This is a genomic window from Blastococcus sp. SYSU D00669, from assembly GCF_054050715.1.
Genome location: NZ_JBJGZV010000001.1, coordinates 318,634 through 335,511, shown reverse-complemented (window position 1 = coordinate 335,511; position 16,878 = coordinate 318,634). Strand labels below are relative to the sequence as shown.

Annotated in this window: 21 protein-coding genes; 11 read left to right on the top strand and 10 right to left on the bottom strand. The window is 74.8% G+C overall.

Going from position 1 to position 16,878, the window contains the following annotated elements:
* Positions 1–39: 39 nt before the first annotated feature.
* Genes ACI8AF_RS01590 through ACI8AF_RS01580 form a run of 3 tightly spaced genes read left to right on the top strand, consistent with a single transcriptional unit; the run spans position 40 to position 2,116 of the window.
* Positions 40–1,005 (top strand): ABC transporter ATP-binding protein, encoded by a 966-nt coding sequence (locus ACI8AF_RS01590; RefSeq protein ID WP_456537898.1) that lies wholly within the window; start codon positions 40–42, stop codon positions 1,003–1,005.
* The gene (locus ACI8AF_RS01585) at positions 1,002–1,856 is read left to right on the top strand and encodes an ABC transporter permease (RefSeq protein ID WP_456537897.1); all 855 of its coding nucleotides are present in this window, start codon (positions 1,002–1,004) and stop codon (positions 1,854–1,856) included. Before ACI8AF_RS01590 ends, ACI8AF_RS01585 begins: the two co-directional genes overlap by 4 nt.
* Positions 1,853–2,116 carry a helix-turn-helix transcriptional regulator gene (locus ACI8AF_RS01580; protein ID WP_456537896.1) on the top strand — a complete coding sequence of 88 codons (264 nt, stop codon included), beginning with the start codon at positions 1,853–1,855 and terminating at the stop codon, positions 2,114–2,116. Before ACI8AF_RS01585 ends, ACI8AF_RS01580 begins: the two co-directional genes overlap by 4 nt.
* 3 nt (positions 2,117–2,119) lie before the next feature.
* Here ACI8AF_RS01580 and ACI8AF_RS01575 read toward each other — a convergent pair whose 3' ends face one another.
* From ACI8AF_RS01575 to soxR, 4 genes are all read right to left on the bottom strand, one after another.
* Positions 2,120–2,776 carry a class F sortase gene (locus ACI8AF_RS01575; protein ID WP_456537895.1) on the bottom strand — a complete coding sequence of 219 codons (657 nt, stop codon included), beginning with the start codon at positions 2,774–2,776 and terminating at the stop codon, positions 2,120–2,122.
* The gene (locus tag ACI8AF_RS01570; RefSeq protein WP_456537894.1) at positions 2,754–3,566 is read right to left on the bottom strand and encodes a hypothetical protein; all 813 of its coding nucleotides are present in this window, start codon (positions 3,564–3,566) and stop codon (positions 2,754–2,756) included. The genes ACI8AF_RS01575 and ACI8AF_RS01570 overlap by 23 nt, the downstream gene beginning before the upstream one ends.
* A 95-nt stretch (positions 3,567–3,661) precedes the next feature.
* Entirely contained in the window at positions 3,662–4,513 is an 852-nt protein-coding gene (gene ygiD / locus ACI8AF_RS01565; protein ID WP_456537893.1) for a 4,5-DOPA-extradiol-dioxygenase, read from the bottom strand.
* A 98-nt stretch (positions 4,514–4,611) separates the two neighbouring features.
* The gene (gene soxR, locus ACI8AF_RS01560) at positions 4,612–5,079 is read right to left on the bottom strand and encodes a redox-sensitive transcriptional activator SoxR (RefSeq protein ID WP_456537892.1); all 468 of its coding nucleotides are present in this window, start codon (positions 5,077–5,079) and stop codon (positions 4,612–4,614) included.
* Positions 5,080–5,125: 46 nt separating this feature from the next.
* On the opposite strand from soxR, the gene ACI8AF_RS01555 reads away from it, so the two are divergent.
* Genes ACI8AF_RS01555 through ACI8AF_RS01545 form a run of 3 tightly spaced genes read left to right on the top strand, consistent with a single transcriptional unit; the run spans position 5,126 to position 7,436 of the window.
* A complete protein-coding gene (locus ACI8AF_RS01555) occupies positions 5,126–5,821 on the top strand; it encodes an SDR family NAD(P)-dependent oxidoreductase (protein ID WP_456537891.1) in 696 nt (231 codons plus the stop codon).
* The gene (locus ACI8AF_RS01550) at positions 5,818–6,846 is read left to right on the top strand and encodes an S-adenosylmethionine:tRNA ribosyltransferase-isomerase (RefSeq protein WP_456537890.1); all 1,029 of its coding nucleotides are present in this window, start codon (positions 5,818–5,820) and stop codon (positions 6,844–6,846) included. Before ACI8AF_RS01555 ends, ACI8AF_RS01550 begins: the two co-directional genes overlap by 4 nt.
* A gap of 26 nt (positions 6,847–6,872) precedes the next feature.
* Positions 6,873–7,436 carry a hypothetical protein gene (locus tag ACI8AF_RS01545; RefSeq protein ID WP_456537889.1) on the top strand — a complete coding sequence of 188 codons (564 nt, stop codon included), beginning with the start codon at positions 6,873–6,875 and terminating at the stop codon, positions 7,434–7,436.
* A 4-nt stretch (positions 7,437–7,440) separates the two neighbouring features.
* On the opposite strand, the gene ACI8AF_RS01540 is transcribed toward ACI8AF_RS01545, so the two are convergent.
* A complete protein-coding gene (locus tag ACI8AF_RS01540; protein WP_456537888.1) occupies positions 7,441–8,142 on the bottom strand; it encodes a (2Fe-2S)-binding protein in 702 nt (233 codons plus the stop codon).
* A 93-nt stretch (positions 8,143–8,235) separates the two neighbouring features.
* On the opposite strand from ACI8AF_RS01540, the gene acs reads away from it, so the two are divergent.
* From acs to ACI8AF_RS01525, 3 genes are all read left to right on the top strand, one after another.
* Positions 8,236–10,182, top strand: a complete 1,947-nt coding sequence (gene acs, locus ACI8AF_RS01535; protein ID WP_456537887.1) for an acetate--CoA ligase — start codon at positions 8,236–8,238, stop codon at positions 10,180–10,182.
* Between the two features lie 133 nt (positions 10,183–10,315).
* On the top strand, positions 10,316–10,804 hold the full coding sequence (locus tag ACI8AF_RS01530; RefSeq protein WP_456537886.1) for a phage holin family protein: 489 nt from the start codon (positions 10,316–10,318) through the stop codon (positions 10,802–10,804).
* A 10-nt stretch (positions 10,805–10,814) separates the two neighbouring features.
* Complete coding sequence (locus tag ACI8AF_RS01525) at positions 10,815–11,756, top strand: alpha/beta fold hydrolase (RefSeq protein WP_456537885.1); 942 nt, start codon at positions 10,815–10,817, stop codon at positions 11,754–11,756.
* Positions 11,757–11,825: 69 nt separating this feature from the next.
* Here the strand turns inward: ACI8AF_RS01525 and ACI8AF_RS01520 are convergent, their stop codons facing one another.
* From ACI8AF_RS01520 to nth, 5 genes are read right to left on the bottom strand one after another with little or no spacing between them, the layout of a single operon-like run.
* Entirely contained in the window at positions 11,826–13,007 is a 1,182-nt protein-coding gene (locus tag ACI8AF_RS01520) for a MarP family serine protease (RefSeq protein WP_456537884.1), read from the bottom strand.
* 4 nt (positions 13,008–13,011) lie between these two features.
* Positions 13,012–13,434, bottom strand: a complete 423-nt coding sequence (locus ACI8AF_RS01515; RefSeq protein ID WP_456537883.1) for a plastocyanin/azurin family copper-binding protein — start codon at positions 13,432–13,434, stop codon at positions 13,012–13,014.
* A 53-nt stretch (positions 13,435–13,487) separates the two neighbouring features.
* Positions 13,488–14,249, bottom strand: a complete 762-nt coding sequence (locus ACI8AF_RS01510) for an NUDIX hydrolase (protein WP_456537882.1) — start codon at positions 14,247–14,249, stop codon at positions 13,488–13,490.
* Positions 14,246–14,836, bottom strand: a complete 591-nt coding sequence (locus ACI8AF_RS01505) for a TlpA family protein disulfide reductase (protein ID WP_456537881.1) — start codon at positions 14,834–14,836, stop codon at positions 14,246–14,248. Before ACI8AF_RS01505 ends, ACI8AF_RS01510 begins: the two co-directional genes overlap by 4 nt.
* The gene (gene nth / locus ACI8AF_RS01500) at positions 14,833–15,651 is read right to left on the bottom strand and encodes an endonuclease III (RefSeq protein ID WP_456537880.1); all 819 of its coding nucleotides are present in this window, start codon (positions 15,649–15,651) and stop codon (positions 14,833–14,835) included. The genes ACI8AF_RS01505 and nth overlap by 4 nt, the downstream gene beginning before the upstream one ends.
* Positions 15,652–15,796: 145 nt before the next feature.
* On the opposite strand from nth, the gene ACI8AF_RS01495 reads away from it, so the two are divergent.
* Positions 15,797–16,036: a hypothetical protein gene (locus ACI8AF_RS01495; protein WP_456537879.1), complete on the top strand. Its 240-nt coding sequence runs from the start codon at positions 15,797–15,799 to the stop codon at positions 16,034–16,036.
* Between the two features lie 161 nt (positions 16,037–16,197).
* Positions 16,198–16,872: a Crp/Fnr family transcriptional regulator gene (locus ACI8AF_RS01490; RefSeq protein ID WP_456537878.1), complete on the top strand. Its 675-nt coding sequence runs from the start codon at positions 16,198–16,200 to the stop codon at positions 16,870–16,872.
* The last annotated feature ends 6 nt before the right edge of the window (positions 16,873–16,878 follow it).

Sequence of the window (16,878 nt, the reverse complement as noted above, 5' to 3'; positions counted from 1 at the left end):
CTACTATCTCTGGCATCCCGGAGCCCAGAGGAGTGCCCGATGGATCCCGTGCGCACCGAGTCCCCCTCCCCCGCCCCGCCTGTCGAGCCCGACCCCGAGGCCGCCGTCTCGGTGCGCGGCCTGCGCATGCGCTACGGCGACCACGACGTGCTGGCCGGGGTGGACTTCGACGTCCGTCCCGGTGAGGTGGTCTGCCTCCTCGGACCCAACGGCGCGGGCAAGACGACCACCATCGAGATCCTCGAGGGGTTCCGGCTGCGGTCGGCCGGCGAGGTCAGCGTGCTGGGGCAGGACCCCTCGCGCGGTGACGACGCCTGGCGGTCGCGGGTCGGGATCGTGCTCCAGTCCTGGCGCGACCACGCCCGCTGGTCACCGCGGCGCCTGCTCACCTACCTCGCCGGCTACTTCGAGCCCTACGCCCGCCCCGACCACCCGGGGCCGTACGACGTGGACTGGCTGCTCGACACGGTCGGGCTCACGGCGCACGCCGACCGCAAGATCGTCACGCTCTCCGGCGGTCAGCGGCGCCGGCTCGACGTCGCGGTCGGCATCATCGGCCGACCCGAGCTGCTCTTCCTCGACGAGCCGACGGCGGGTTTCGACCCGCAGGCGCGGCGCGACTTCCACGACCTCGTGCACCGGCTCTCCGACCTGGAGGGCACCAGCATCCTGCTGACCACGCACGACCTGGCCGAGGCCGAGCGGCTGGCCGACCGGATCCTCATCCTGGCCGGCGGGCGGATCGTCGCCGACGGCAGCGCCGACGCGCTCACCCGCCAGGTGGCCGGCCGCGCCGAGGTCCGCTGGGCCTGCGACGGGGAGCGGTTCGTGCACGCCACCGAGGACCCCACGCCGTTCGTCCGCAGGCTGTTCGAGCAGCACGGCGACGCGGTGGCCGACCTGGAGGTCCGCCGCGCCAGCCTGGAGGACACCTACCTGGCGCTGGTGCAGCGCCACGAGTCCGGCGACCGCAGCGCGGTCGAGCTGACGGAGGTCGTGCGATGAACGCCACCCGGCACGCGATCGGCCTCGGCATCCGCCGCGGCTGGACGGAGTTCGTCCTCAGCATCCGCAGCCCGCAGGACCAGGGCTTCTACCTGTTCACCGCGCTTGCCACGCTGCTCTACCTCTGGATCAACCGCGACGACGAGGTCGCCGGCACCGACCTGCTCACCCCCACGGTTGCGCTGCCGAGCATCCTCGGTGCGCTCATCGCGTTCGGGGTCATCATCGGCCCGGCCTACGCGCTCGCCATGGAGCGCGAGGACGGCACGCTGCTGCGGCACAAGGCCATCCCCCACGGCATGCAGGGCTACGTCTCCGGGCAGCTCGTCTACCACTCCCTCGGCGTGGTGCCGCAGATGCTCGTCATCCTCGTGCCGAGCTTCTTCCTCTTCGACGACGTCATGCAGAACGGCGCCACCGGCTGGCTCACCGTCGTCCTCGTCATCGTGCTCGGACTCCTGGCCACGCTGCCGCTCGGGATGATCCTCGGCTCGGTCGTGCCGAGCGTGCAGAAGGTCGGCACGTGGGGGATGCTCCCGGTCATCGTGATCACCGCGATCTCCGGGATCTTCTTCCCCGTCCAGACCATGTGGGGCTGGGTCCAGGCGGTGGCGCAGTTCTTCCCCGTCTACTGGATCGGCCTGCTCATGCGCTCGGCGTTCCTCCCGCCCGAGGCGGCCGCCGCCGAGCTCGGTGGGGAGTGGCGCACGGGCACCGCGGTGCTCGTCCTCGTCGCGTGGGCCGTCGTGGGCCTGCTCGTCACCCCGGCGGTGCTGCGGCGCATGGCGCGCCGGCAGTCCGGCTCGTCGGTCGAGGCGGCCCGCGACGCCGCGCTGCAGTGGGTCCGGTGAACAGCGGCGACCGCAGCGGCGACGCCGTCTACAACCGCATCGCGCTGCTGCGCGCCGAGCGCGGGGTGACCCGGCGGGAGCTGGCGGACGCCCTCGGCGTCCACTACCAGACCGTCGGCTACCTCGAGCGCGGCGAGTACAACCCGAGCCTGCACCTGGCGCTGCGCATCGCCGAGTTCTTCGGCCTGCCGGTCGAGGTCGTCTTCTCGACGACGCCGTTCCCGCGGATCACCGACGCCTCGGGCAGCGAGACGGCCTGACGGTCAGATCACGGTCGCGAAGACGACCTCGTTCTCCTCGCTCGCCCCGGCGTCCTCGTCGAACTCCCCACCGCAGGTGACCAGGGCGACGTCGGCGTCGGCGGGGTGCCCGTTCAGCGCGTCGGCCAGCGCGGACGTCGACTTGTCCAGCCCGGTCAGCGGCTCCCCGAGCACGGCCAGCCGCAGCACGGCGCCGTCCCCGTCGACGAGCACGACCTCGTCCCCCGGCCGCAGGTCGGCGAGCCGGTCGAAGACGGCACCCCCGCCGGCCTGCGCGTGCCCGAGGACCACCGCCATCTGCCCCGACCCCGGCGCCGGACCGTCCGACCACCACGACGTCGTCCACATCGAGTCGGGGACGTCGTAGCCCTCCACCGTCCGCCCCGTGAAGGGGTTCTCGTACTCGACGGTGCCCCGGGGCTCCACGGTGGTGTCCACGCCGATGGCCGGGATCTGCAGCCGCGCCGGCACGATCGGCCCGGCGGCGAGCGGCGCGTCCGCCGGCAGCGGCGCCGGCTCGGGCACCGCTCCCGCCGCGGCCGGCGCCGCATCGGCCGCGGGCCGCGACGTGACGATCAGGACGAGCGCGGTCCCGACACCCAGGACGACGAGGAAGGCCGCGAGCGGCCGGACCAGATCAGCCGCGCGCGCCCGAGCCACGGGTCCCCACCCGGTAGCCGGCCGCGCCGAGCCCGCTCAGCAGCACGATCCCGGCCAGCGCGGCCAGCGGCACGCCGCCCTCCGCCTCGTCCCCGGTCCCGCCGGTCGGCGCGTAGCCGAGGTAGCTGACCGGCGCCGCGGCGACCGGCGCCGCGGCCGGGGCGGCCGGCGCCTGCTCGTGCGGCGTCGCGGCCGGCGGCGGCGCGGAGTGGCCGCCGTCGGGCGGCGGCGGGGTCCCGCCGCCGTGCGCCGGCACGCACTCCTCCTGCAGCGTCGTCACGAGGTCCTGCAGCGCCGTGGCCAGGTCGTTCTCGGTGAGCGCCTCCGGGCCGAGCCCCGCGCCGCCGTTCTGGAGGGCACCGACGAGCTGGGTCAGCAGGTCCTGCAGGTCCTCCCCACCGCCGGCGAGCGCCTCGCCGATGGCCTGGAAGTCCCCGTACACGCCGGTCACGCACTCCTCGGAGATGCCCAGCGGCGCCAGCAGCTCGGCCAGCTCCTCCGGTCCGAGCTCGGCCGGCGGCTCCGGCAGCGCCGGCGCCTCCTCCTCCGACCCCGTGCCGGGCAGCGGCAGCTGTGGCAGGTCCTCGGGGCCGGGGAGCTGACCGCCCGGCGCGGAGCCGGTGCCACCGGTCCCCCCGCCGCCGCCGAGAGCGTCGTGGAGCGGGCCGGTGATGCCCCCGAGCGGGTCGTCGGTCCCCTCGTCCGCGGCGGCCGCACCGGGGACCAGGACGACGGCGGCGGCGAGGACGGCGGGCACGAGCACCCGGAGCGGCTTGCGGGACGAGCGCACGGACAACGGGAACCCCCTGGTGGCGCGGCGAGCAGCTGCTCGTTCTCCCGGCTCCAACGAGGGCGCCGCCGAGGGGTTACGGACCGGTCCGGCTCTCAGATGTTGGCGCCGTCCGGCGGCGGACCGTCCGGGAGCGGCGCGGCGAACCCGCTGCCGTCCGGCGTCGGCGCCTCCATGCCGACCGTGTACGCGGTCATCGACAGCGAGCCGTACGAGTAGCCGTCGACCAGCACCTCGGCCGGCGTGTGCGTCGCCCCGGCCACCCCCGCGATGTAGAGCAGGGGGATGAAGTGGTCCGGCGTCGGCACCGCCAGGTCGTAGTCGCGGTGCCCGTCGAGCCGGCCCACCTCCGTCGGGTCGGTGAGCATGAACTCCTTGGCCGAGCGGTCGAACCGCTGCGCCCAGTCGAAGCCCGCGTCGGGCATCGCGCGGCTCACCCCGCCGAGGTTGTGCACCACGTTGCCGCTGCCGACCACCAGGACGCCGTCCTCGCGCAGCGGTGCCAGCGCCGCCCCGAGCTGGAGGTGGTAGTCCGTCGACTTCAGCGCGTTGATCGACAGCTGGACGACGGGGATGTCGGCGTCGGGGAAGGCGTGCACCAGCACCGACCAGGTGCCGTGGTCGATCCCCCAGCTGTCCAGGTCGGCGCCCACCCAGGTCGGGTGGACGATGTCGGCGACCTCCTCGTAGAGCGAGGGCAGGCCGGGCGGCTCGTAGCGGACGTCGAAGAGCTCCTTCGGGAAGCCGAAGAAGTCGTGGATGGTCCGCGGCCGCGGCATCGCCGTGACCGCGGTGGCGTGCACGTACCAGTGCGCCGAGATCACCAGGATCGCCCGCGGGCGCGGCACGCTCTCCCCGAAGGCCCGCCAGGCCTCGGTGTAGCGGTTCTTCTCCAGCGCGTTCATCGGGTTGCCGTGGCCGAAGAACGCGGCAGGCATGACGGTCATCGTCGCCCCCTCCCCCAGGTTCCCCGTCTGCTCCCGTCCCGACGGATCATCACCCCCTGGCGGCCGGAATGCGAGACCGTGGAACGGAACGGTCCGATTCAGCCCGCATTGCTCACGGGCGGCACCCGGCGCAGCAGCGGCGACAGCCACCGGGCGCCCGGACCCGCCGACGCCGCGACGTCGCCCGGGTTCGACAGCGCGCACCGGCCCAGCGACAGGCAGCCGCAGCCGATGCAGGAGTCCAGCCCGTCGCGCAGCTGCACCAGCGCCGCGATCTGCTCGTCCAGCCGGTCCCGCCAGCTGCGCGACAGCCGGGCCCAGTCCTTCGCCGTCGGCGGCCGGTCCCCGGGCAGCGTGGCCAGCGCGTCGCGGATCTCCGACAGCGACAGCCCGACGTTCTGCGCCGCCCGCACGAACGCCAGGCGCCGGAGCACCGTGCGGGCGTAGCGGCGGGCGCCGCCGGCGGTACGGGTCGAGGTGATCAGACCCTGGTCCTCGTAGTAGCGCAACGCCGAGGCCGCCACCCCCGAGCGCGCCGACACCTGGCCGATCGTGAGCTGCTCCACGGCACCCCCTTGACCTCAAGTTCACTTGAGGTCGGACGGTACTCCCATGACCTCCACAGCAGTGCTCACCGGAGCCTCGCGCGGTCTCGGCCGTGCCCTGATGACCGCGCTCACCGACCGCGGCTGGCGGGTGGTCGTCGACGGCCGCGACGCCGACCGGCTCGCTGCCGCCGTCGCCGACCTCGCCCGGCCCGACCGCGTCACCGCCGTCCCCGGCGACGTCGCCGACCCGGCCCACCGGGCCGCGCTGGTGCGCGCCGCCGGCGACCGCATCGACCTGCTCGTCAACAACGCCAGCGACCTCGGCCCCAGCCCGCTGCCGCCGCTGGCCCGCCTGCGCACCGAGGACCTGCAGGCCGTCCTCGCCGTCAACACCCTCGCCCCGCTCGCACTGGTCCAGCTGGCGCTGCCGGCCCTCGAGCGCGCCGGCGGGCGGGTGCTGAACGTCAGCTCCGACGCCGCCGTCGAGGCCTATCCGGGCTGGGGCGGCTACGGCGCCAGCAAGGCCGCCCTCGACCAGCTCTCCGCCGTCCTGGCCGTCGAGCACCCCGCGCTGCGCGTCTTCGCCGTCGACCCGGGCGACATGCGCACCGACATGCACCAGGCCGCCTTCCCCGGCGAGGACATCGGCGACCGGCCGGACCCGGCGTCCATCGTCCCGGCGCTGCTGCGGCTGGCCGAGGAGGACCTGCCCAGCGGCCGCTACCGCGCCGCCGAGCTGCTGCCGGCGGTGGCCCGGTGACCACGACGTTCACGCTGCCCCGCGACGCCGAGGCGACCGCCCCGCCGGAGTGGTCCGGCACCCCGCGCGACGGGGTGCGCCTCATGGCCGTCCGCCCCGGCGGGATCACCTCCGGGGTCTTCCGCGACCTGCCCGACCTGCTGGAGCCGGGCGACCTGGTCGTGGTGAACACCTCGGCCACGCTCCCCGCCCGCCTGGCCGCCGCGCGGGCGGACGGCGTCGTCGTCCCGCTGCACGTCGCCGGCACGCTCGACGACGGCGACTGGGTGGTCGAGGTGCGGCGGCCGGACAACGGCGGGCCGGACCTGCGCGTCGAGCCGGGCACCGTGCTGGGCCTGCCCGGCGACGTCCGCCTGCACCTGCTGGCCGGCCACCCCGACCCCGCGCGGCCGTCGCGGCTGTGGCGGGCGCGTCCCGAGCCGGCCGTCGCGGCGCGGCCGCTGCTCGAGCGGCACGGCGTCCCGATCCGCTACGGCTACCTCGCCGGCACCTACCCGCTCGAGGCCTACCAGACCGTCTACGCCACCGAGCCCGGCAGCGCGGAGATGGCCAGCGCCGGGCGCCCGTTCAGCGAGGCGGTGCTGGTGCGGCTGATGGCGCGCGGCGTCCCGGTCGTCCCGCTCGTGCTGCACGCCGGCGTCTCCAGCCCCGAGCTGCACGAACCGCCGGTGGCCGAGCGGTTCGCCGTCCCCGAGGTCACCGCGCGGCTGGTGACCAGCACCCGCCGCGCCGGGCACCGGGTGGTCGCCGTCGGCACGACCGTGACGCGAGCGCTGGAGACCGCCACGGACGACGACGGCGTCACCCGGCCGGCCGCCGGCTGGACCGACCTGGTGCTCGGCCCCGAGCGGCCGGCCCGCGCGGTGACCGGCCTGGTCACCGGGCTGCACGCACCCGAGGCCAGCCACCTGCGGCTGCTCGAGGCGGTCGCCGGGCCGCAGCTGGTCGCGGCCGCCTACCGCGCCGCCGTGGCCGGGCACTACCTGTGGCACGAGTTCGGCGACTCGATGCTGTTCCTGCCCTGACCGCGGCATCCGCCATGCTGACGGGGATGAGCGCGAACGAGGGCATGGTCCAGGAGCGGCTGCGGCAGCTCGCCGAGGCCGTCGACCTGCCGGTGCCGCGGCTGGTGGTCGACGTGCCGCGGCAGCAGGAGCGGCCGCCGGTGGTCCGCGAGAAGGACGGCGAGCGGCGGGTCGTCGTGCCGCCGTCCCTGGTCACCGCCGAGCCGGCCCGCCAGCTGTGGCACCTGGCCGCCTGCCTCGGGCGCTGGACCTCCCCGGTGCCGAAGCAGCGGCAGCGGATCGGCGGGGTCGTCGTGGGCGCGTCGCTGGTGCTCTACGTCGTCCTGCTGGTGCTCCTGGCCGCCAGCGTGCCGTGGATCTGGATCACCGTGGTCCTGGCCTACCCGATCGGCGCGTGGGCGCTGCGCTGGGAGCGGCAGGCCATGGACGACGCCGGGCGCCGGGTCCTGGCCGCGGCCGGGCACCCGCCGGCGGAGGTGGCGCGGGCCGCGTTCGGCGACGAGCCGGACCCGCCGTTCCTCAAGCGGATCCTGTCCGGCGAGCCGGCGCCCAGCCGGCGGATCGCCGCCGCGGAGGCCGACGCGCGCTGACCGGTCACATCCGCTCGGCGGCGTCCTCGAGCAGGACCTGCCGCTCGGCCGGCGGCCGGTGCGGGCACGAGGTGCACATCGGCTCGTGCGGCACGCGGTAGAGCAGGCAGCACGACACCCGGCGGGTGAACCGGGCGCCGGCGACGTCCACGTACCGGGGCACCGGCAGCGGAGGACCGATCGCGCGGCCCAGGTGGACGGCGAGCGACGTCGCGGCGCCCACGTCGCCGACGGCGCGGCCCAGGGCCAGCAGCCGGTTGGCGATCGAGTCGGTCGCGACGGCCCACAGCGGCCGCTCCCGGAGACCGCCCGCGCGCGCCACCGCCGCGACCGCCTGGGCCAGCGCCGTCCGCAGGTCCCCCGCGACGTCGGTCGCCGGCGCCGCCGACACCGCGGCCACCGGGAGCCCCCCGGCGAGCAGGTGCAGCGTCGTCTCCTCGAGCCGCCCCGACAGCGGCCGGCCGGTGAGCAGCCCGGCCAGCGACGGCGTCAGCAGCACCGCCGAGGCCGAGTACCACCACACGGTGGCCAGGACCCTCAGGTCCGCCGTCCCCTGGGTGCGGGCGCGGCGGGTCAGCACCTCCGCCGTCCACGCCTCGTCGGCCAGCCGCGTGGCCGGCACCGCCACCGCCCCGGGCGGTGCGACCAGGCCCAGCGCGGCCGCACCGGGCAGCCGGGCCGCGACGTCGGCCTGCGGAGGGGTCACGGGGCCCAGTCTCACCGCTGTCCGGAGCACCGGGAGGACGGACCCCGGCTCGGGGCAATACGGTGTGTTCCAGGTCATGTCGAGGGAGGAAGCATGAGCGAGACGAGCGAGGTGGCGACCCGGCGGTTCCCGCCGTCGGACGAGCTGGCCGCGCAGGCCAACGTGGGCCCGGAGGTCTACGACGAGGCGTCCCGCGACCGGCTGGCGTTCTGGGAGCAGCAGGCCCGCCGGCTCACCTGGGCCCAGGAGTGGGACCAGGTCCTCGACTGGAGCGACCCGCCCTTCGCGAAGTGGTTCGTCGGCGGGAAGCTCAACGTCGCCTACAACTGCCTCGACCGGCACGTCGAGGCCGGGCACGGCGACCAGGTCGCCTACCACTGGGAGGGCGAGCCGGGCGACACCCGGACCCTCACCTACGCAGAGCTCACCGCCGAGGTGTGCAAGGCCGCGAGCGCGCTCACCGAGCTGGGCGTGCAGGCCGGCGACCGGGTCGCCATCTACATGCCGATGATCCCCGAGACGGTCATCGCGATGCTCGCCTGCGCCCGCATCGGCGCCGTCCACATGGTCGTCTTCGGCGGCTTCTCCGCCGACGCCCTGGCCAGCCGGATCACCGACGCCGGCGCGGTCCTGGTGATCACTGCCGACGGCGGCTACCGCCGCGGTGCGCCCAGCGCGCTCAAGCCCGCCGTCGACGAGGCGGTGGGCCGCACCGGGGGCGTGCGCAACGTCCTGGTGGTCAAGCGCACCGGGCAGGACGTGGCGTGGGACGAGGGCCGCGACCTCTGGTGGGACGACGTCGTCGGCCGGCAGTCGGGCGAGCACACGCCCGAGGCGTTCGACGCCGAGCACCCGCTCTACATCATGTACACGTCGGGGACGACGGCGAAGCCGAAGGGCATCCTGCACACCTCCGGCGGCTACCTGACCCAGGTCGCCTACACGCACTGGGCGACGTTCGACCTCAAGCCCGACACCGACGTCTACTGGACCGCGGCCGACGTCGGCTGGGTCACCGGCCACAGCTACATCGTGTACGGGCCGCTGGCCAACCGGACGACGTCGGTCATGTACGAGGGGACTCCGGAGACCCCGCACCGCGGGCGCTGGTGGGAGATCGTCGACAAGTACAAGGTCTCGATCCTCTACACCGCCCCGACCGTCATCCGCACGTTCATGAAGTGGGGCGAGGACGTGCCCGGCGGCTTCGACCTGTCGACGCTGCGCGTCCTCGGCTCGGTCGGCGAGCCGATCAACCCCGAGGCGTGGCTCTGGTACCACGAGCACATCGGGCACGGCCGCTGCCCGATCGTCGACACCTGGTGGCAGACCGAGACCGGCGCGCACATGATCACGCCGCTGCCCGGCGTCACCAACCTCAAGCCCGGCTCGGCGCAGACCCCGTTCCCCGGCATCTCGGCCAAGGTCGTCGACGACGAGGGCAACGAGCTGCCCGACGACACCACCGGCCTGCTCGTGCTCACCGAGCCGTGGCCGGCGATGCTGCGCACGATCTGGGGCGACGACGAGCGGTACAAGGACACGTACTGGTCGCGGTTCCCGGGGATGTACTTCGCCGGCGACGGGGCCAAGAAGGACGCCGACGGCGACATCTGGCTGCTCGGCCGGGTGGACGACGTCATGAACGTGTCCGGGCACCGCATCTCGACGACGGAGGTCGAGTCGTCGCTGGTGGCGCACCCGGCGGTGGCCGAGGCCGCGGTCGTGGGCGCGAGCGACCCGACCACCGGGCAGGGCATCGTCGCGTTCGTGATCCTGCGCGGCACGGCCGAGGACTCGGGCGAGGACCTGGTGCAGACGCTGCGCACCCACGTCGCCCGCGACATCGGCCCGATCGCCAAGCCGCGGCAGATCATGGTGGTGCAGGAGCTGCCGAAGACCCGCTCGGGAAAGATCATGCGCCGCCTGCTGCGCGACGTGGCGGAGAACCGGCAGCTCGGTGACGTCACCACGCTCACCGACTCCTCGGTCATGGAACTGATCAAGGAGAAGCTGCCCAGCTCCCCCTCCGAGGATTGAGGGTTGAAGGCCGGGAGCGCAGGTTTCCTGCGCTCCCGGCCTCCGGTCACCCGGCCGAGGGCGTCACGAGCGCCGCCGCCGGGTATCCGGCACGATCATCACGACCGCACGCACGACCTCAGGAGGTGGCCCCGTGGCCCACAGCGCACAGACCAGCCGGGCCACCGGGGCCCACGAGCCCTCCGTCGGTGAGCTCGTGCAGAGCGCGATGGCCGACATGTCCACGCTCGTGCGCAGCGAGATCGAGCTGGCCAAGGCGGAGATGAGCCGGTCGGCGAAGAAGGCCGGCATCGGCGCCGGCGCCTTCGGCGCGGCCGGCGTGCTGCTGGCGTTCGCCGGCATCTACTTCTTCTTCTTCGTCGCCGAGCTGCTGGCCGAGTGGCTGCCCCGCTGGGCGGCCTTCCTCATCGTCTTCGTCGCGATCGCGCTGGCCGCGGGCCTGGCCGCGCTGGTCGGGCTCCGGACGATCAAGAAGATCGAGAAGCCCGAGCGGACGATCGAGTCGCTGCGCGAGCTGCCCGAGGTGCTGCACCGCGAGGAGCCGGGCCGCCGGCGCCGCGACCTCCCGGTCGTCGCGCACGGGCAGGTCACCCGCCGCGACCCGGACTCGTACCTGGTCTGACCGCCGCTCGGTGACCGCCCCGGACAGACCCGCCGGCGAGGCGGCCCCGCCGGACGCCGTCAGCGTCCTGCTCCCCGGCCCCTGGACCCACCGCGACATCTCGGCCAACGGCGTGCGGCTGCACGCCGCCGAGGCCGGCGAGGGCCCGCTGGTCCTGCTGCTGCACGGCTTCCCGCAGTTCTGGTGGACGTGGCGGGCCCAGCTGACCGGCCTGGCCGGGGCCGGGTTCCGCGTCGTCGCGCCCGACCTGCGCGGCTACGGCGCCAGCGACAAGCCGCCGCGCGGCTACGACCTGCCGACCCTCGCCGCCGACGTCGCCGCGCTGGTCCGCGCGCTCGGCGAGCAGGACGCCGTCGTCGTCGGCCACGACTGGGGCGGCCTGCTCGGCTGGACGACGGCGGCGCTGCACCCCCGCAGCGTGCGCCGGCTGGTCGTGCTGTCGATGGCGCACCCGCGCCGGCTGCGGGCGGCGGTGACCGACGGGCCGCAGCGGCGGGCGCTGCGGCCCGCGCTGCGCTTCCAGCTCCCCCGGCTGCCCGAGCGGCGGCTGACCCGTGCCGACGACGACCCGGTGGCCGAGCTCCTGCGCCGCTGGGCGGGGCCGGGCTGGACGTCGACCGCCGACTTCGCCGAGGCGGTCGAGCGGTACCGGTCGGCGGCGCGCATCCCCCAGGCCGCGTACGGCGCGATGGAGTACTACCGCTGGGCCGGGCGCTCGCAGCTGCGGCCCGACGGCCTGCGCTACGCCCGCCGGATGGCCGCACCGATCTCGGCGCCGACGCTGCAGCTGCACGGCGCGCTGGACCCGTACATCCTCCCGACCACCGCCGAGGGATCCGGGCGCTACGTGGCCGGCGCCTACGAGTGGCGGGTGCTGCCCGGCCTCGGCCACTTCCTCCCCGAGGAGGCCCCGGACGAGATCACCGCGGCCGTCGTCCGATGGGCGAGGTGACGTGATGGAACGGCCCTCGTGCAGGGTCCCGCCGCGAGCGTGCGAGCGGTGGGGGGCACGGGGGTCCTTTCACTCACACGGTCCGGTGTCGGCGCGGACCTGGGAGGTGGCGCCCTCGGTGGCCGCCTCGGAGATCTGGTCGAGGGTCAGCGCGTACCCGGTGTCCGGGTCGGTGATCGCCGAGGCGAACACCACGCCCAGCACGCGGCCCTCGGTGTCGAACAGCGGCCCGCCGGAGTTGCCGGCCCGCACCTGCCCGTAGAGCGCGTACACGTCGCGGACGACCGTGGTCGTGTTGCGGAAGTCGGGCCCGCTGATCTCCCCGCGGTCGCGCACGCGCGCGGGGCCGACGAACAGGTCGCCGCCGCCGGGGTAGCCCATGATGATCGCGTCGGCACCGGTGTCGAGCGCCTCGGGGGCGAAGCTCAGCGGCACCTGCGGCAGCTCGGGGACGGCCAGGACGGCGATGTCGGTGGCCTCGTCGACGTACACCGGGACGGCGTCGTACTCCTCGCCCTCGGCCTCGACCACCGGGTCGGTCACGCCGGCGAGCACGTGGGCGTTGGTCATCACCCGGCCCGCGGCGTAGACGAAGCCGGAGCCGTCGATCTGCCGGGAGCACGACGGCGCGATGCCGCTGATCTTGACGACCGAGCCCTGCACCGCGGCCACGACCGGGCTGTTCTGCAGGTTCGGGTCGGGCGCGGGGACGTCGCGGGCCTCGGTCGGCGTGAGCGGGTCGAGGACGTCGGGCAGCCCCCGGCGCTCGATCGCCTCGCGCAGGTTCCCGTAGACGGAGCGGACGCTGTCGGGCACCGCCTCGTCGACCGCCTGCACCAGCGCCGACTGGCGCACCTGGCTGGCCACCTGCGGGAACGGCGAGCTCGCCAGGGGCGTCGCGACCATCCAGGCGACCAGCAGGACGGCGGCCGCCGACAGCACCGCGCCGGCCACCGAGTCGACCAGCTTGGCCGGCTCCCAGGTGACCCGCCGGCGCACCGCCCGGCCGACCGCGCCGGCCACGAGCTGGCCCAGCAGCGCCCCGGCCAGCACCACGACGAGCGCGACGAACACCCGGGTCACGCTGGAGTCGCTCATCCGGTCGGCGATCGGCCCGGAGAGCTGCGCCCCGAGCACGGCGCCGCCGAAGAAGCCGAGGAACGACGCCGCCGACACGATGAGGCCCTGCCGGAACCCGGAGAAGGCGAACAGCAGCGCCAGCGCGATGAGGATCAGGTCCACGAGCGACACCGCCTCACCCCGCCGCGACCGTCATGGTGCCGACCTGGCCGAGCTGGATGTGGAAGCTGCAGTCGAACCCGTAGTCGCCGGGCGCGGTGACCTCGAACTCGATCGTCTCGCTCTGCCCCGGCGCGAGCAGCGGGATCTCCTCGTCCACCGGCTCCGGCGTCTCGCCGGGGGTGAAGCGGAAGTTGTGGGTCAGCTGCTCGGCGACGTTGACGACGGTCAGCCGCACCCGCCCGGGCTGCACCGTGAAGGTGTCGGGGGTGAACACGTAGTCGTCCTGCGTCTGGATGGTGACCTCCTGCACGCCCTCGGCGTCGGTGGTCACCTCCCCGAGCCCCTCGGCCGCGGACGACGGCGCGGCGGGCGAGCCGCCGCCGTCCCCACCGCCGCAGCCGGCCAGCACACCGGCCGCCAGCACCACTCCGACCACGAGCGCTCCGCTCCGCCGGGCCGTCCGAGGTCTCGGCGAGCCCACCCCCACCTTCATCGCGGGCCGACCGTACGCGTCGGAGGGCCGTCGGGTGCGGGATCGGCCACCGTCGGCGCGGCGTCGTCGTCGTCGAGCGAGCCGGGCAGCGCGGCCGCGCGCCTCGCCCCGGGCTCGGGCAGCGGGCGGACGTCGGACCGGTCCCACGGCCGGGCCAGACCGGCGGCGTCGAGGATCGCGTCGAGCAGCGCCGCGGTGAAGCCCCACACCACCATGTCGGCCACGCCGAACGCCGGGCCGACGAAGCCCGACGGGTGCGACACCCGGAACCGGTTGGCCGGGTCGACCAGGTCGGCCAGCGGGACGCGGGCGACGCGGGCCACCTCGCGCGGGTCGCCGACCGACACGTCGCCGGGCTCCTCCCACCAGCCCACCACCGGGACGACGAGGTTGTCCGACGGCATGAGGTAGAGCTCCTGCAGCGTGGCGAGCACGCGGACACCGGCCGGGTCGACGCCGGCCTCCTCCTGCGCCTCCCGCAGCGCGGTCTCCACCGGGTAGTCGTCGCCGGGGTCGGCCCCGCCGCCGGGGAACGCCGGCTGCCCGGCGTGCCGGCGCAGCGCGGCCGACTTCTCGATCAGCAGGACGTCGGGCCCGGCCGGCCCCTCGCCGAAGAGGATGAGCACCGCCGAGCGGCGGGCGGTCGCGCTCGCCCGCGGTGTGGCGTGCCGCAGCGGCAGGTCGATCGAGGCGTCGACGAGGCGCTGCAGGTACTCGGGGACGCCATCGGTGCCGGCATCGCGCTCCCCGGCGGTCACAGCTGGACGCCCAGGTGCTCGGCGACCAGCGCGCGCAGCTCGTCGACGCTGCGGACCGGGCCGACCTGCGTGTACGCGATCGCGCCGGAGGCGTCGAGGAAGTAGGTGTAGGGCAGCGCGTTGAGGCCGAGCTCGGTCATCAGCTCGCCCTCGCCGTCGAACGCGCCCGGGAAGCTCGCGCCGACGTCGGTGGCGAACGACTGCGCCTGCTCGGTGCCGTCCTTGCTGATCACCCCGACGACCGCGAGCTGCGACCCGCCGGCGTCGGCGAGCTCCTGCATCAGCGGGAGCTCCTCGCGGCAGGGACCGCACCAGCTGGCCCAGAGGTTCACCACGGTGGGCACGCCCGGCGCGCGCCCCAGGTCGTAGGTGCCGCCGCCGAGGCAGCCGAACGACAGCGCGGGCAGCAGCGCGGCGCCCGAGGCGGGGGTGTCCGGCTGCGTCGGGCACGGCAGCAGCGGCGAGTCGGCGACGTCCGAGGGGTTGGTGCCGCGGGTGGCCAGCGGCGACTCCGGCTCGCTGCCGGTGCACCCGGCCAGGAGGCCGGTGAGGACGAGTGCCGCGAGCGCGGCGCGCGGAGCTCTCACTCGGTGTCCGATGCGGCCGGGGTCCTGACCAGCTTCAGCGCCACCTCCGGGTCGGTGGGGCCGATGCCGAAGGAGGGGCACCACTGCGCGAGCCCGCAGGCGCCGCAGGCGGCCTTCTTGGCGTGGCAGACCCGGCGGCCGTGGAAGATCACCCGGTGGGAGAACATCGTCCACTCCCGCTTGGGGATCAGCTGGGCGATCTCGGCCTCGACCTTGACCGGGTCTTCCTCCGCCGTCCAGCCGAAGCGGCGGACCAGCCGCCCGAAGTGGGTGTCGACGGTCAGGCCGGGGACGTCGAAGGCGTTGCCGAGCACCACGTTGGCGGTCTTGCGGCCGACGCCGGGCAGCGTGACCAGGTCGGCCATGCGCCCGGGCACCTCGCCGTCGAACCGCTCGACCAGCGCCTGGGCCAGGCCCAGCACCGAGCCGGCCTTGGCGCGGAAGAAGCCGGTGGGCTTGAGGATCGTCTCGAGCTCCGTGCGGTCGGCGCCGGCCAGCGCGTACGCGTCGGGGTACCTCGCGAACAGCGTCGGGGTGACCTTGTTGACCATCTTGTCGGTGGTCTGCGCCGAGAGCACCGTGGCGACCAGCAGCTCGAAGGCGTTGGTGAAGTCCAGCTCGCAGTGCGCGTCGGGGTGGATCACCGCGAGCTCGCGGGCCATCCGGCGGGCCCGCCGGGTGCGGGCGAGCGCGGTCTCCTGCTCGTCGAACGGTGACCCGCCCGGCAGCGCCCCGCGTGCCGGACGGCGGCCGGCGGCGGAGCGCCCGGTCAGCGGGCGGGCGTAGGCGGGCCGTGCGGTCGCGGGCGGGGACACGCGGTCGAGGGTATGCGGAGCCGCCGACATCGACCGGGCGTGCCATCATCGACGGCGCCACGTGACCGGGGACGGCACCGTCCCAGGACTCACCCGTCCGCGCGTGGGTACCCCGACCCCGTGCAGAAGGGCCGAGGAGGTTCGCATGGTCGCCCTCATCGTCATCCTGTTCCCGCCGCTGCTGATCGCCTTCCTGCTGGTCATGGAGCGGGTCGAGGAGCCGCTGCGCCGCCCGGCGACCGGCCGCGAGGTGGCCGAGTTCCTGTCCAGCGCCACCCCGGGCGAGGTGGACACGCTCACCACGTCGGGCGTCCGCCGGGCGCTCAACCGCTGGCGCAACCGCAACCGCGGGCGGACCAGGCGCGCCCAGGAACCGCTGGTCTGACCCCCGTCGGCGTGCGCACGGTGTGAGCACGCCCACTCGCCCGTCCGGGGCACGACCGCCGTCTCGAACGGGTGACGATCAGCACAGCCCCCTAGACTCACCGGTCGGACACGGATGCCTACCGGGCGTCCGGCGCGAGACGTGCAGTGAGAGGACGTGCAGTGGACGACGTACTGGCCCAGTCCGGGCTCTTCCAGGGGCTTGCGGAAGAAGCCGTGGAGCCGGTGGTCAGCCGCCTCGAGACGCTCACCCTCCCCCGCGGCCGGGTGGTCTTCAACGAGGGCGAGCCGGGGGACAGCCTGTACATCGTCCTCTCCGGCAAGATCAAGCTGTCGCGGCGCTCGCCCGACGGCCGCGAGAACGTGCTGGCCGTGATGGGTCCCTCCGACCAGTTCGGTGAGCTGTCGGTGTTCGACCCGGGCCCGCGCACCGCGACGGCGACCGCGGTGACCGACGTGAAGCTGGCCAAGATGCCGCAGTCGGTGCTGCGCCCGTGGATCGAGGCGCACCCCGAGGTCGGCGAGCGGCTGCTGCACGTGCTGGCCCGCCGGCTGCGCCGCACCAACGACTCGGTGGCCGACCTGATCTTCACCGACGTCCCCGGCCGCGTCGCCAAGGCTCTGCTGCAGATGGCCGACCGCTTCGGCAGCCGCGACTCCGACGGCCTGCGCGTGCGCCACGACCTCACCCAGGAGGAGCTGGCCCAGCTGGTCGGCGCTTCCCGCGAGACGGTCAACAAGGCGCTGGCCGACTTCGTGCACCGCGGCTGGATCCAGCTGCAGGGCAAGTCGGTCGTCGTCCTCGACGAGGAGCGCCTCCGCCGCCGCGCCCGCTGAGAGCGG